The 14,690-nt window shown below is 31.7% G+C and carries 14 protein-coding genes and 3 riboswitches; all 14 genes read right to left on the bottom strand.

What is annotated here, in order from left to right; all coding sequences use genetic code 11:
• Window positions 1-7: 7 nt before the first annotated feature.
• On the bottom strand, window positions 8-868 hold the full coding sequence (locus LGK95_RS15160; protein ID WP_226125624.1) for a transporter substrate-binding domain-containing protein: 861 nt from the start codon (window positions 866-868) through the stop codon (window positions 8-10).
• Window positions 869-954: 86 nt separating this feature from the next.
• Window positions 955-1,440, bottom strand: coding sequence for an L-2-amino-thiazoline-4-carboxylic acid hydrolase (locus LGK95_RS15155; protein ID WP_226125623.1), 486 nt, complete (start codon window positions 1,438-1,440; stop codon window positions 955-957).
• Window positions 1,441-1,669: 229 nt separating this feature from the next.
• Window positions 1,670-1,771: riboswitch (SAM riboswitch) on the bottom strand.
• 334 nt (window positions 1,772-2,105) lie between these two features.
• A complete protein-coding gene (gene proC / locus LGK95_RS15150) occupies window positions 2,106-2,912 on the bottom strand; it encodes a pyrroline-5-carboxylate reductase (RefSeq protein ID WP_226125622.1) in 807 nt (268 codons plus the stop codon).
• A 21-nt stretch (window positions 2,913-2,933) separates the two neighbouring features.
• Complete coding sequence (locus LGK95_RS15145) at window positions 2,934-3,656, bottom strand: L-2-amino-thiazoline-4-carboxylic acid hydrolase (RefSeq protein WP_226125621.1); 723 nt, start codon at window positions 3,654-3,656, stop codon at window positions 2,934-2,936.
• 147 nt (window positions 3,657-3,803) lie between these two features.
• Window positions 3,804-4,226, bottom strand: coding sequence for a YbaK/EbsC family protein (locus LGK95_RS15140; protein ID WP_226125620.1), 423 nt, complete (start codon window positions 4,224-4,226; stop codon window positions 3,804-3,806).
• Window positions 4,227-4,561: 335 nt separating this feature from the next.
• Window positions 4,562-4,672: riboswitch (SAM riboswitch) on the bottom strand.
• A 25-nt stretch (window positions 4,673-4,697) separates the two neighbouring features.
• Window positions 4,698-5,987 carry an O-acetylhomoserine aminocarboxypropyltransferase/cysteine synthase family protein gene (locus LGK95_RS15135; RefSeq protein ID WP_226125651.1) on the bottom strand — a complete coding sequence of 430 codons (1,290 nt, stop codon included), beginning with the start codon at window positions 5,985-5,987 and terminating at the stop codon, window positions 4,698-4,700.
• A gap of 150 nt (window positions 5,988-6,137) precedes the next feature.
• Window positions 6,138-6,962, bottom strand: a complete 825-nt coding sequence (locus tag LGK95_RS15130; RefSeq protein ID WP_226125619.1) for a MetQ/NlpA family ABC transporter substrate-binding protein — start codon at window positions 6,960-6,962, stop codon at window positions 6,138-6,140.
• Between the two features lie 19 nt (window positions 6,963-6,981).
• A complete protein-coding gene (locus LGK95_RS15125) occupies window positions 6,982-7,650 on the bottom strand; it encodes a methionine ABC transporter permease (RefSeq protein WP_226125618.1) in 669 nt (222 codons plus the stop codon).
• A complete protein-coding gene (locus tag LGK95_RS15120) occupies window positions 7,647-8,426 on the bottom strand; it encodes a methionine ABC transporter ATP-binding protein (protein ID WP_226125617.1) in 780 nt (259 codons plus the stop codon). Before LGK95_RS15120 ends, LGK95_RS15125 begins: the two co-directional genes overlap by 4 nt.
• A 78-nt stretch (window positions 8,427-8,504) precedes the next feature.
• A riboswitch (SAM riboswitch) is annotated at window positions 8,505-8,606 on the bottom strand.
• Between the two features lie 176 nt (window positions 8,607-8,782).
• Complete coding sequence (gene glgD, locus LGK95_RS15115) at window positions 8,783-9,901, bottom strand: glucose-1-phosphate adenylyltransferase subunit GlgD (protein ID WP_226125616.1); 1,119 nt, start codon at window positions 9,899-9,901, stop codon at window positions 8,783-8,785.
• A gap of 163 nt (window positions 9,902-10,064) precedes the next feature.
• Entirely contained in the window at window positions 10,065-11,240 is a 1,176-nt protein-coding gene (locus LGK95_RS15110; protein WP_226125650.1) for a pyridoxal phosphate-dependent aminotransferase, read from the bottom strand.
• Window positions 11,241-11,403: 163 nt separating this feature from the next.
• On the bottom strand, window positions 11,404-12,450 hold the full coding sequence (locus LGK95_RS15105) for an iron-containing alcohol dehydrogenase family protein (RefSeq protein WP_226125615.1): 1,047 nt from the start codon (window positions 12,448-12,450) through the stop codon (window positions 11,404-11,406).
• 14 nt (window positions 12,451-12,464) lie between these two features.
• The gene (locus LGK95_RS15100) at window positions 12,465-13,676 is read right to left on the bottom strand and encodes an amidohydrolase (RefSeq protein ID WP_226125614.1); all 1,212 of its coding nucleotides are present in this window, start codon (window positions 13,674-13,676) and stop codon (window positions 12,465-12,467) included.
• A gap of 18 nt (window positions 13,677-13,694) precedes the next feature.
• Window positions 13,695-14,582, bottom strand: a complete 888-nt coding sequence (locus LGK95_RS15095; protein ID WP_226125613.1) for a MetQ/NlpA family ABC transporter substrate-binding protein — start codon at window positions 14,580-14,582, stop codon at window positions 13,695-13,697.
• Window positions 14,583-14,690: the final 108 nt, after the last annotated feature.

Below are 14,690 nucleotides of genomic sequence, written 5' to 3'. Positions count from 1 at the left end.
GACATAATTATCTGTTTACTTTAGCTAACACTTCAAATAAATCTTTTCCGTAAAATTTGGTACTAAGCTCATTTGTCTTCTTTTGTGCTTTAAGTTTTTTGATTGCCCCATCATAAGCATCCGCAAATTTTTGCTGTTTTTTATTAAATAATGGCCAAGTCTTAATTACTGCGAATTCATTGTATACAACACTATTTGCTAATTTATGATATTGACCGTCCTCTGCTGTTACATGTTTATCAAACAAACCTTGGATTGTAACTCCACCATCTACACGGCCTTCATTTACCCATTGGACTACGTCAACTGTAAATGAATCTCCTGCTAATAGTTTTACTTTATTACTCGGATTTGCTTTGTTGTATTCATCAATAATAGTATATTGTGCATTATTAGCTGCAATTGGTGCTAATGTATAACCAGCTGTGGCAAAATCCGATAATGTTTTAATTTTTTCATTCTTTTTCTTTAGTACAAGTCCTGTACTACTTAATCCTATAAATTCTTTTGGAAATATAAATTTAGCAGTTCTTTCTTTTGTCCAGAAAGCATTTTTAATACCCACTTGGTATTTTCCTTGTTGAACACCCACTAACAAATCATCACTTGTAGTTCCAACATATTCAAATTCGTATTGTGGAAGTAATGCATCTACTAACTTCATTGTTTCCACATCATATCCAGTTGCATTTCCCTTCTCATCAAGCCAAGAAATTGGTTTTAAAGTTTGATCATATGCAACTTTTATTTTTTCGACCTTTGTATCGCTACTTGTTGTAGTTGTTGCCTTGCTTGATCCACACCCGGTTAAAAAAGTTGCTACTGCAAATCCTATTACTATTAAATTGAAATACTTTTTATTTTTCATGTTTATAATCTCCTCTTTTTTTAATGTTTTATACTATTTTTTATACTTTACACACGTTATAGAGCCTTAACAAATTTATTAATCTTTTATATTTTTTTCTTTTTTATCACTACTTGACAATTATTATCACCACTTGCAATGGTATTACCTAATTCAAAAGTAAACTCATCAAATTTACTTATTAGTCCTCTATCCCCCTCCATGGCTATATCACACAATTTTGAAATCTTAACTCCATCGTCAGTTAATTTTGCCCATGCCGCTACAAGTGGACAGTAATGGAATTCTATATTTAATTCGTCATCGGTAGTCTTAACTTCCATTTCAAATACCCTTTGTACCTGCTCTGTTGCAAAAAAACTTGCAAATTTTCTTATATCATTGGTTTTCGGAAATTTATTTTCGCCATGGAAACATCCGCATTTACGAATAGCATCTCTAGCAAATTGTGCATCCATACCTCTTTTTTCTGCTTCATCAATTAAGAAATAGAACCAAGTTGCTCTGTGTTCGATAGCCTGTCTTAAACCCTCTGTGTGTTTTTCTTTAATTTTATTTGTATTTTCAATCATATTTATCCTCCTTCTTGTCATTGAACCTTCCAGCCTGCTCATAACGGTTGAAATAATTACCACGTGGTTTAATTTACTTATACATACATTTCAACATTTTAAATCATTTTCTGAAAAAACACCTTACTAAAGTTATTAAATTTAATAACTTTCCCCGTCTACCCGCCTTTAAAGCAAATAAAATCCCCCTATAGGCTAGCTATAGAAGGATATTTACCCTTTCATTAGCTTCCCATCTTCAAGGTTTAAACCTACTGGAATTAGCACCTATAAATTAAATTCAGGTTGCCGGGTTTCACAGGGCCAGTCCCTCCACCACTCTTGATAAGAAGTTTTTTATTCGATTTTAAATTTCAGCATTTATTACTTTTTAATTCGAATATAAGTTGTTTTAATATAACTATTAAGTAAAACTTATATTTAATACCTAGTATTCATATATGTTTATTTTGTATTGTTATTATATTAGTACTATTTTAAGATAATGTCAATCATTTATTTTTATAATAAAATTGAACTTTAAAAAGCCCCATCCCACTAGAAAATATAAGCGAAAAGCATCTGTTTCTTTATTAATTCACAAATAGCCTTTCGTTGTTTTTATCATTTTTTCTGTACTATTCTCATCAATTTATATCACCGCTTTAATAATTTAATATAAAATTTTATTCCAACTCATTTGTTCTTTCTAGCGCACTTTTCACACTAGACATAACAGTTCCATGAAAACCAGATTCGCTTAATACATGTAGTCCAGCAATTCCAATTCCAGCTGGTGAAGTCATGATGTCGGTAATTTGGTATGGATGTTTTCCTGTTTTTTGAATAGTTAATGCAGACGCAATCAAATTTTCCAAAGCTATTGCTGTGGCATCCTTACGAGAAAATCCAGATTCTACTCCAGAATCTATCAGTGCAGCAAGAAAATACATGATATAGGCAGGACCTGCACAGCCATATGCAGTGAATGCATTAAATAGGTCTTCATCAAGAAACATTGTCTGTCCTAATCCGCTTAGCAGTGTTTCAATTATTTCTTTATCCGATGATTTTACTTGTTCATTTATGTTAACAGCACTATAACCATGTTGTACATCAATCATTGTATTTGGCATAATACGAACAAATTTATGATTTTCGCCAAATATATTTCCTAGCTTCTCCATTTTAATTCCTGCACAAATAGAAATAATAATAGTAGATTCTGATAAATTCTTTTTAATATTTTGTGCAACTTTTACGATGTCTTGTGGACGCACTGCAATTAGAACAATATCAGCCCCTTTTATAGCGCTTAAATCATCTTTAGCTTCAACAATTCCATATGTACTATTGAGATACTCTTTTCTTTCACTCAAAACATCAAAAACTGTGATATTTTTGGGATCAAAAATACCATTTGAAATAATTCCTCGAATGATCCCCTCTGCCATATTGCCCCCACCGATAAATGTAATTTTATTATTAACCATATGTAATTCCTCCTTGTTTTATTAATACTGTCTATTTAAAACATCTAAATATTTTTTTCCAAATAGTAATACATATTCCTGTAATACCTTATTAATAATTAATTGGGCGTCTTCGAAAAGCCTATCGTTTAATGTTTTACTCATTGAATGTAGGAGATGAGACGTGTGAAAGTTGAAATTCCTAGTGCAACTAGTACCTAATTTCTCTTTTTTTTGAGTAAGTTTTATTATATCATCTTTATTCATAGGATTTCTCCAATGAAATTCACAGTGATCTGATCCAAAACTTAGATTACTTGTAGCTTTCATATCAAACTCTTCGTTAAAACCATTAAAAACAGCAGCATCAATGTTTATACAGTAATATTTCCCAAAATCCAAAAGATTATATTTCTTCCATGACTGACACCATTCACATTTTGTAACATTGCTGACAAACTCCGGTTCTGTTTTAAGAATTCCAAACTCCATTTCATCTTTTTCTGGAACCCATTCACCGTAAGCTTGATAATTTACAAAATCTAAAACATCCCCATTTGCAATTGCCCTTTCTGCCATTCTTTTTCCACGTTCATGTCCATAGTTTTCAACTCCACTGTAAATTACCTCTTTGCCTTTTTCACCAAAGCCTTTTATAGTATATTTTGCAAAAAGCGCAAACAATACTGCATGATGTTTAATTGTACAGTGAGCTATTTCTAAATTCACCATTTTAGTGTCACACCCTTTTAATAATTTAGCCATTATTGTAGTATTCTTAAATCTCCTGCAACTTACATTCATCTGTAATTTATCCCACAACGAATAAGTTTTATTTTATTATATAGTATATGTATTGTTCTGCAATATTCAAACAATCTTGAATCAAATATACTCCCTTCTTAATTGCATTTAATTTTCCCATATATCAATCCACTCGCCACCAGTAACCTCGATCATTTCCCCAGGTGTAACATTAATCACAAAATTTTTCATGCCGGCACAAACGGATATATAATCATTCCTCTTTAATGAAACATCAATATAGACTTTTAAATGGTTTTTTAATCCAAAAGGGCTCAAGCAGCCTATTGGATGTCCTGTAATTTCTCTTGTTTCATTCTTACTCAACATACTCGGGCTTGCTTTAAAATAGTGCAAAAACTTTCCGACACTTATTTCCTTATCTTTATCAGTTACAATTAGTATTATTTTTTCTTTTATTTTGAAAGCTAATGTTTGTGAACCGCATGTTTTTATATCTATAAAAGAGTTTACAATTGAGCATTCCAAACCTTTGTTTAAAAAATCCTGTACCACATTACCTATACTCATATTTATATCCTTTCATTAATTTTTATTTTCTCTACAATTATATATATCATTGTAATAAGCTTATATAATTATCTATAATAACTTTATTTGTAATATTTAAATAGATATTCACTTAAATTCGATGTATGATCAGAATTTTTAAAAACATAGGATGACATTTGATAAATTGAGACTTCACTTATTCCTATAACACTATCTGGAACCTACCCTTCATATAACTGTAATGTTTCATAATTCAACTTCTTTTCATGAAATAGAAAAGCTGCTCTCCCATAAGGAAAGCAGCAAGATTAATTATAGTATACAATAAAAATATATACTATAATTTGCTAACATCCTTATCTTTCAGATTTTATAATCTGATGGAATTGACACCATTATATTCTGTTACAAGTACTGGTTGTCGGGCATCATTAGTCGAGTCCCTCTGACACTCTGTATAAGTTATATTTAGTAATAAATAAATTATTTTTATTGAATTGTCTTATCAAGTGCTTGCTTTAAGTCGTATATAATGTCATCAATACCTTCAACACCAATGGAAAGTCTTATTAAATCTGGTGTAACTCCAGCAGCTTTCTGCTGCTCAGCATTAAGTTCTGCATGAGTTGTACTCGATGGATGAATTACTAGTGATTTTGCATCTGCAACATTTGCAAGTAGCGAGAATAACTCTACACTATTAATAAATTTCTTCCCCGCCTCAAGTCCACCTTTTATTCCAAATGTGAATATTGATCCCGCTCCCTTAGGTAGGTATTTCTTCGCTAATTCCTTATATTTACTTCCTTCAAGTTCAGGATAACTTACCCATGCAACTTGTGGATGTTTACTCAAAAACTCAACAACTTTTTTAGCATTTGAAACATGTCTCTCAACCCTTAATGACAATGATTCAAGTCCTTGAAGAAATAAAAATGCACTCTGAGGACTAAGTGTTGCTCCTGTGTTTCTTAAAAGTTGAACTCTAGCTTTTAAAGCAAATGCTGGAGCACCTAAATCAGCATATATGAGTCCATTATAGCTTTTGTCTGGAGTTGTAAAATCAGGAAATTTGCCACTTGCCCTCCAATCAAATTTACCACCATCTACTATAATTCCCCCAATAGTTGTTCCATGTCCTCCGATAAACTTTGTTGCTGAATGAATAATTACATCTGCACCAAACTCAAATGGTCGTGATAAATAAGGAGTTGCAAAGGTATTGTCAATAATAAGTGGTATATTGTTTGCGTGTGCAATATTGGCTACTGCTTCTATATCTAAAACATTTATTTTTGGATTCCCTAGTGTTTCACCGTAAAGTGCCTTTGTTTTGTCTGTGATGGCTTTTCTGAAATTTTCAGGATCATCTGGGTCAACAAATATTACGTTTATTCCAAGTTTTCTAAGTGTAACATTAAACAATTCATAAGTACCACCATATAGTGTACTTGCTGCTACTATTTCATCACCTGAATTTGCTACATTAAGTATTGCATAGAAAGTTGCAGCTATTCCTGATGATGTAGCAAGCCCAGCCACTCCCCCCTCGAGCTCAGCTACTCTTTTTTCAAAGACATCTGTAGTTGGGTTCATTATTCTAGCATAGACATTTCCTGGTTCTTTTAATTGGAATAAATTTGCTGCATGGTCTGCATTATCAAACACAAAAGATGAAGTTTGATAAATTGGAACTGCTCTTGCTCCTGTAGTAGGATCTGGTACCTGTCCTGCATGTACCTGTAATGTTTCAAAACTTAATTTTCTCTCGCTCATAATAATCTCTCCCTTTTATAAATTATTTTAGAATTTTATATTTTATATGCTAAAAAGTACCTCTTCATTTCAAATTGCTGAAAGAGGTATTAAAATGTAGCAATATACACCTCTCAAGTTTCACTTCATCATAAACTATAATTTATCTGTTTATTAAAATGCTGGTACAACTGCAACTCCATATTTATCCTGTATGAACTTTTTAATATCTGCAGAATGCAATACTTCCACTAACTTTTTAATTTCCGCCCTGTTCTCATCACCCTGTCTTACAACAATTATATTAGCATATGGTGAATTTGCATCTTCTCTAAATATTGCAGATTTCGGATCCATTTTAGCATCTAAAATAATATTTGTATTAATTACTGCACCATCAAGATCAGGAAGCGATCTTGGAAGTTGAGCTGCATCAACCTCTTTAAATTTTATTTTTTTAGGATTTTTAACTAAATCTTTAGGTGTTGCACTATAGTTTGCGATTCCGGATTTAAGCTGTATAATTCCCTTTGATTCAAGAAGCGCAAGTGCTCTATACTCATTAGATGGATTATTGGGAATACCTATTTTAGCACCAACTTTTATTTGATCTATAGATTTAATCTTTTGCGAATAGAACCCTATTGGTTCTACATGAACCTTTCCTACATTTTTAAATTTATAACCTTTTTCTTTTACTACTGAATCAAGATATGGCACATGCTGAAAATAATTAGCATCTATCTGTTTTTCATCTAATGCTGGGTTTAATTGAGCTTCATCATCTAAAGTTTTTACTACAAGATTTATTCCTTTTGCTTTAAGTAAAGGTTTTGCAAAATTTAATATGTCTGCATGTGGAACTAATGCAGCTCCAACCGTTAGCGTTACCTCTTTGTTCTCAGATGATTTTGTTTCAGCCTTTTTAGTACCGCAACCTGAAACCCCTCCTACAATTAATATTGTCCCTAAAATTAATGTTATTAACTTTTTATTCATTTAAAATGCCCCCTAATAATTATTCAAATTTGTATCTTTTTTTATTTATTAATTTTGCGATATAATCTCCTGTAAACTGAAGCAATTGAACTAATACTACTAAAACTATCACTGTAGCTATTAGTATATCTGTTCTAAATCTTTGATATCCAAATCTAACTGCAGTACTACCAAGTCCTCCCGCACCTATTGCCCCGGCGATTGCGGTGAAACCTACAATCGATATAATTCCTATGGTTATGCCTCTTACTAAAGATGGAAGGGCCTCTGGTATAAGAACCTTAACTATAATTTGAAAAGGACTTGCACCAACTGCCTGGGCTGCTTCTATCTTACCGTGAGCCACCTCTTTTAAAGAATTTTCAATTATCCTCGCCAAAAATGGTGCTGAACCAATAGATAGAGATACTATAGCTGCATTAGTACCAAGTGTTGTTCCAACAATGAATCTTGCTAATGGTAATAAAATAATAATTAATATAATTTCTGGTATAGATCGAACCACATTTATTATTGTTCCAAGTACTCTATTAAGTTTTGGAAAAGATATAATATTCCCTTTGTCACTAACTACTAATACAACCCCCAATGGAAATCCAATAAGTAATCCTATTAAAGTCACAAGACCAACCATATAAAGTGTTTCTAATGTAGCTGTTGAAAGTAGATCAACTAAATCATTGCTCATATAATATCACCTCCAGACCATTCTTTTCCCTTTTGTAAGTTGTTTGTTATACTTATAAATTTTTTAGCAGTATCACTCTTAGGATTAAGAAATAAACTTTCAGTCGCACCTCTTTCTACAATTGTTCCATGTTCTAATACCGCCATATTATTTGAACTGTATCTAAGAACATCCAGTTCATGGGTTATAAGTACTATAGTTAAATTTAATTTTTTATTTATTTTATTTAATAGTTCTAAAATAGAGAAAGTAGTCTGTGGGTCAAGTGCTGAAGTTGCCTCATCACTTAAAAGCACGTCAGGATTATTTGCTAATGCCCTTGCAATTCCTACTCTTTGTTTCTGACCGCCACTAAGTTGTAGTGGATATGCATTCGTTTTTTCTTTTAATTCAACAAGGTCTAGTAATTCATTTACCCTTTCTTTAATTTCTCCTTTTTTATATCCTGCTACTTCTAATGAAAATGAAATATTCTCAAACACAGTTCTTGAGTCAAATAAATTAAATTGTTGAAATATCATTCCAATTTTTTTCCTTGCCACCCTTAGTTCCTTTTTACCTAATGATGTAATTTCCTTATCTCCTATAAATATCTTACCAGAATCTGGTTCCTCAAGGCGGTTTATACATCTTACTAAAGTAGATTTTCCAGCTCCACTAAATCCTATGATCCCAAATATATCCCCCTTCTCTATTTCAAGATCTATATCCTTAAGAACTTCAATGTTTCCATAAGGTGTATTGAATGTTTTACTCAAATTGTTAATCCTGATCATTTCTCCGTCTCACCCCCTTCAAACAAAATAAATCCTCCTATAGGCTAGCTATAGAAGGATATTTTCCTGACTATTAGCTTCCCATCTTCAAGGTTTAAACCTACTGGAATTAGCACCTATAAATTAAATTTAGGTTGCCGGGTTTCATAGGGCCAGTCCCTCCACCACTCTTGATAAGAAGTTTTATTAAGTTTTAAATTTTAACATATATTAACCATTAATTAAAAAATTTAATTGTTTTACATTTACTAATAAGTAAATATAAAACTTAATACCTAGTATTCATATATGTTTATCATATGTTGTTATTAGGATAATACTATTTTAGGATAATGTCAAGCAATTTATTTTATATATTATAAATACTTATAGTCGAGATTTTTTTCTATAACAACCGGGAACTCATCATTCCCCACCAATACTGTATTTTCATTTATAATATTATTTTTATCAACTATTACATTAGTAAGTTTACATCCTTTTTTAATTTCACAATTTTGAAATACTATGCAATTCTTAATTACTGCACCTGCATCCACAGTCACCCATCTTGAAATTACACTTTTCTCTATTTCTCCTTTTAAAATACATCCATTAGAAATTAAAGCATTATTAACTTTTGCTCCATTAAAATACTTAGTGGGAGCCTCATCTTTACTTTTTGTATAGATTAATCCATTACTTGAAAATAACTCCTTTATTATTTTAGGATTTAGCATATCCATACTGGTTCTGTAATAATTTTTTATAGAATCTATACATTGTAGATATCCTTTAAATTCATATGCATTTACATCAAGTTTTGAAATATAATTATATATAGCTGCCTTTATTGAATTATGATATCCTATTTGAATGCATTTATTTACAATAGTTATGAGAGTGCTTTTCTTCATTATAAACATTTCCATTGAAATATTTAGCTTGTCGTCTTTTCCTGTGTTTTTTCCAATACTCAAGACTTTATTTTCTTCATTAATATATAAAGTACTACAATTTTGATAATGTTTCTTCCCTTTATTTGTTTTTTTGTACAATAATGTTATATCACTAGCGGATTCTTGATGATATTTAGCAGCCTCATTATAATCCATGTTACATACCATATAATACGAAGATACTATTACATACTCTTGCTTTGCCCTATAAAGAAATTCCATATTATCACTTAATGCATCTATATCCCTTAAATATGATCTATCCGGAGTAAAATTGAATATAAACAGTCCATTTATTTTTCTATGCAAATCCCATGATTTTCCTGAACCCAGGTGATTCACTAAGGAACGAGATTTTGCATTAGTGAATACACCTATAGTGTGAATCCCTGAATTAACCATATTTGAAAGCACAAAATCAATAATTCTATATCTTCCTCCTATAGGTATAGATGCTATAGGCCTAGTTTTTGTTAGACTTTTAATATCATCTTCTTGATCATTTAACATTAATAACCCTATGTAATTTTTAAGCATCCCATCACCTCATTAATTTTATAATTTAGTTTATATATTTGAAGCAACTTTAATTTCTTTTCTATATTCCATAACAATAATATCCTTTTTATTGTAACTATAAGAATTACTTCTTATAGTACTGTTTAGTTATCGTTTAAAACCCTCACAGCAGAATAAGAATTTATTTTCTCCCTTTTATAGGATAATCATTTTTTAATCTACGTAATCTCCTTAAGGCTTCTTCCAAGGTTTGTTTGTTCTTGGCAAAATGTAATCTAATCCAATTGTTAACATCTTCATTAAAAAAACTTGAACCTGGCACTGCTGCAACCCCATATTCCTTTGCTAGGAATTCACAAAAATCAACATCACTTCTATATCCAAATTCGGATATATCAACAAGTACGAAATACGTTCCTTGTGGCTTAGTATGCTTTAATCCTATTTCATCAAGGCCATTTAAGAAAAAATTTCTCTTTTCTTCATATATTTCTATTAACTTATTATAATAGTCCTCTTTAAAACTAAGTCCAGTAATTGCAGCTTCTTGCAATGGTGATGCAGCCGCTACAGTTAAGGAATCATGTACCTTTCTTACATTTTCAATAATATTTTGTGATGCAATCACATATCCTAATCGCCATCCTGTTATAGAATAAGTTTTTGAAAGAGAACTACATGAAATAGTACGTTCATACATTCCCGGCAAAGACGCAAAATAGGTTTGCTTAAATGGTTTGTAAACTATATGCTCATAAACCTCATCTGTTATTACAAAAGCATCATATTTTTCAGCTAATCTTCCTATAGTTAAAAGTTCTTCCCTTGTAAACACCTTTCCTGAAGGATTTGATGGGTTACAGAGTATTAAGGCTTTAGGCTTTTGCTTAAAAGCCTTTTCTAATTCTACTTCATCAAAATTAAATTGTGGAGCTTTTAACTGAACAAATATTGGATCTGCTTCTGCTAATATTGAATCAGCTAAATAATTTGTATAATATGGAGAAAAGATTATTACTTTATCACCTGGGTTAAAAACTGTAAGCATTACACTTATCATTGCTTCTGTAGATCCACATGTTACAAGAACCTCCGTCTTTGGATTAATAGTTATCCCTAGATTTAAAGATTGCTTCTTTGCAATGGCCTCTTTAAAATTATCTGCACCTGCTGATAGAGAGTATTGATGTGGACCATCTTTAGCTGCTTTTTCTAGGGCTGTGATTAACTCTTTTGGAGGATCAAATTCTGGAAAACCTTGTGATAAATTTATAGCATTATACTTATTTGATAAAATGGTCATTTGTCTTATCATTGATGCAGAAAATCTATCTACCTTACTGCTTAAATTAGGAATGATACTCATCTCCTTATAAAAATATTTTTTATTTTTTTATTAAACTAGGTTAATTAAACTTGGTTAATTAACCTTCCTTTGTTTCTACTTATCGTATCCACCTGAAATATTGCTGCAATAACCTGATTTTCATTTAGCTTATAATCTAACCCTTTATAATCTCCTATACATCTATTATTCCTTTAGCAATTTTACTAACTTTAAAGATACTTTCTGAGTCAATTCCTAGCTCCTTTAATGTTGTGGGTAAATTTAATGCTTGCATCCATTCTATATATCCACTTATTTCATCCTCACTCTTCTTTTCTAATTCAAGCTGTACTAATAATCCAAAAATAACTTTTTCTCCATGAAGCAATGAATTAGTTTCATGAACTTTAGTTGAATTGTTATAAAATTGATGGGCTAATCCACCATAGGGTATACTTCCTTTTATGCTACCTGCTAAACCAGCTAGCATAATAATAGAATCTATGGCATTATTAATTAAATATGGATTTTTAAATAATTCTCCTTTTCTAAATGAGTTTATATAATCTTCCCTTAAAAATTCATCAGCAAGTTCGCATACTTTTAATTGAAGTCTAAGACAAAAATCATTTTTATTATCATTTAAATCTGGTACAATCTCATACCACTTTACAATAGTATCCGCAACACCTGAATTAATATATCTTATTGGCGCTTTTGCTAAAATTTCTTTATCTGCTAATATTAGTTCAGGTGAATTTTTCAAATTAATATATGTATCTTGTTCTCCATTTTCTTTATAAATTACAGATAATGCTGACCAAGCAGCACAAGTTGCTGGAATTGTTGGTATTGTTACAACAGGTAGATTGACTTTGTCCCCAATAGCTTTTACTAAATCAAGTACTCGTCCTCCTCCAATACCTATAATAACGTCATTCTTGTTAATAAATATTATATTTGATAGCTCATCAATGCTTTTTTGTGTTGGATAACCACTAAATATTTCCACTTCGTAATCTATATTGTTTTTTCTAAGACTACTATATAAATCTTTTTCCACAATACTAATTGCAGTATTTCCTCCTATAACAAATGCATTTTTCCCTATTTTCTTTATCTGTTCCCCTGCTTCTTTTATGATCCCAATTTTGTTTTCATAATACCTTGGAACATTTATTACACTCATCTTAATACCACCTTTCATTTCAAATGTATCGCTTTTTTTATGACAAATCACAGGTTGTACTTCCACTATATTGTTGTGCCACCTGGTATTGAAGAAGAAAAGTATTGATGAGTAAATTCCACAAATAGCGCTGAACATATGGCCAAGCTATTTTCATCTAGATTAAAATTTTCATGATGAAGAGGATATGCTGGTTTTTCACTCCCTGCTGCCGCCACTCCTACCTTTGCATAAAAAGCTGGTGCCACAGTGCTAAATACAGCAAAATCATCTGTTACCATTTCCACTGGCAAGTGAACTATCGCCTCTTCAGAAAGTATTTCCTTTGTAGCAGAAACCGCAACATGGTAAAGGGAAGTGTCATTAATCACTATTGGGGTTGCATACTCGCACTCAACTTTTGCCTTTATTCTGAAAGCTGCTGCTATATCTTTAACTACTCGTTTTACTGCTTTTGAAACATTTTTTCTTGATTCTTCTGTTACTACCCTTACAGTCCCATTTAAAAATGCTTTATTTGCTATAATATTAGCTCTTGTTCCTGCATTAAAAGTCCCAACCGTAATAACAATTGGTTCCACAGGATCACATTCTCTGGAAACAATCTGCTGAAGGGATTGGATGATAGCACTACCAGCAAAAATAGCATCAATACCTTGATTAGGCTGCGCACCATGTCCACTTTTACCATTAAGTTCTATTTTCAGATTATTGGCGCCTGCCATAATAATGCCACTTACCAAAGAAACTTGTCCTGTTTTAATCCTAGGCGTAACATGAAGCCCAAAAAAGGCCTTTACATCACTAACTAAACCACTTTTAATTATTAAATCCGCACCATATCCGATTTCCTCGGCTGACTGAAATATCAGTTTTACAGTACCTAACAGATGTTCTTTTTCATTTTGAAGTATCCTTGCTGCAGTTATCAACGATGATATATGTCCATCATGACCACAAGCATGCATTAATCCCTCATTCAAAGATTTATAGTTAACTTGATTTTGCTCTTGAATCTCAAGAGCATCAATATCAGCCCTAAGCCCTATAACAAATCCATTTCCTCCACCTTTTATTACACCCACAATTCCAGTTTCTCCAACAGAATTATATTCGATGCCAAGCTTCTTTAACTCTTCTTTTATTTTTTTGCTAGTACTATATTCCTTTAAACTAGACTCTGGATGCTGGTGAAACCATCGCCTAAGTTCAATAGTATCTCCATTTAAACTATAGGCATTTTTTAGCACCTCATTAACGCTACCTTTATCAAACATAGTTTCTTAGCCCACCCTTCATTTTGTAACATTCAATGCATCTGAATATTTTTTATCCCAAGCAGGAATTGCAGCTCCCTTAAATTGTTGCGTGATTGCTTTCGCTACTTCATCGGAATGGTATGCATCAACAATTTTCTTATATACTTCTTTGTCCTTATCTTTAGTTCTAGCAACTATAACATTTATATATGGTTTCTTATTTGGATCTGTTATATCAATTTTGTCCTTGAATAGTACGTCTTTATCTAAGTCAAGTCCTGAATCTATAGCATAACCACAATTGATTATTGCTGCATCAACATCACCTAATGAACGTGGAATTTGTCCACCCACAAGTTCTACAAATTTAATGTTTTTGGGATTTGAAGTTATATCCTTAAGAATTGGGTTTAATCCGGCGCCATCCTTAAGCTTTATAATTCCAGCACTTTGAAGCACATTAAGTGCCCTACCCTCATTTGTTTCATCGTTAGGCAATGCGATTTTTGCACCATTCTTAAAATCAGCTACATTTTTTACTGTCTTAGAAAATAAATCTAATGGGTATACAATAGTATCTCCGATTGCAGTGATATCTAGCTTTAAATCTGCTTTATTCTTATTTAAATACGCATAATGCTGGAAAGCATTAAGATCAATATCTCCATCTGCCAAAGCTTGATTTGGATTTGCTCCGTTTGCGAAATTCACTATTTTAATTTTTATGTTATCACCAGCAAGCTTCTTTTCAACAGCTTTCCATACTGTAGGTACGTCTGAAGTCGTTCCAACTTTAACCTCAGTTACTGGTTTAACACCTGCTGTGTTTGTTTTATTGCTGCACCCAACAGCAATACTTGAAAACAAACCTACAGTGGCTATTAATGTCACAATTTTGCTTAATGATAATTTTCTCTTTTTCATGATATTTCCCCCTATATGATATTTTTATAATCAGTTGATTATTTATTTTCGGTAGAAAAACTTACTACTAAAAGCTATATTTCTGAAGATTATATTCAAGAAGATATG

It is taken from the genome of Clostridium algoriphilum, from assembly GCF_020443705.1.
Lineage (GTDB): Bacteria > Bacillota > Clostridia > Clostridiales > Clostridiaceae > Clostridium_AD > Clostridium_AD algoriphilum.
The sequence above is the reverse complement of the archived record's forward strand: the minus strand, read 5'-3'. Positions and strand labels throughout refer to the sequence as shown.

Bases quoted from the DNA above. Each gene is read 5' to 3' on its own strand.
- LGK95_RS15100 (WP_226125614.1), bottom strand. From the start codon at position 13,676: ATGTTTGATAAAGGTAGCGTTAATGAGGTGCTAAAAAATGCCTATAGT.
- glgD (WP_226125616.1), bottom strand. From the start codon at position 9,901: ATGCTTAAAAATTACATAGGGTTATTAATGTTAAATGATCAAGAAGAT.
- proC (WP_226125622.1), bottom strand. From the start codon at position 2,912: ATGGTTAATAATAAAATTACATTTATCGGTGGGGGCAATATGGCAGAG.
- LGK95_RS15155 (WP_226125623.1), bottom strand. From the start codon at position 1,440: ATGATTGAAAATACAAATAAAATTAAAGAAAAACACACAGAGGGTTTA.
- LGK95_RS15145 (WP_226125621.1), bottom strand. From the start codon at position 3,656: ATGGCTAAATTATTAAAAGGGTGTGACACTAAAATGGTGAATTTAGAA.
- LGK95_RS15095 (WP_226125613.1), bottom strand. From the start codon at position 14,582: ATGAAAAAGAGAAAATTATCATTAAGCAAAATTGTGACATTAATAGCC.
- LGK95_RS15130 (WP_226125619.1), bottom strand. From the start codon at position 6,962: ATGAATAAAAAGTTAATAACATTAATTTTAGGGACAATATTAATTGTA.
- LGK95_RS15160 (WP_226125624.1), bottom strand. From the start codon at position 868: ATGAAAAATAAAAAGTATTTCAATTTAATAGTAATAGGATTTGCAGTA.
- LGK95_RS15125 (WP_226125618.1), bottom strand. From the start codon at position 7,650: ATGAGCAATGATTTAGTTGATCTACTTTCAACAGCTACATTAGAAACA.
- LGK95_RS15120 (WP_226125617.1), bottom strand. From the start codon at position 8,426: ATGATCAGGATTAACAATTTGAGTAAAACATTCAATACACCTTATGGA.
- LGK95_RS15140 (WP_226125620.1), bottom strand. From the start codon at position 4,226: ATGAGTATAGGTAATGTGGTACAGGATTTTTTAAACAAAGGTTTGGAA.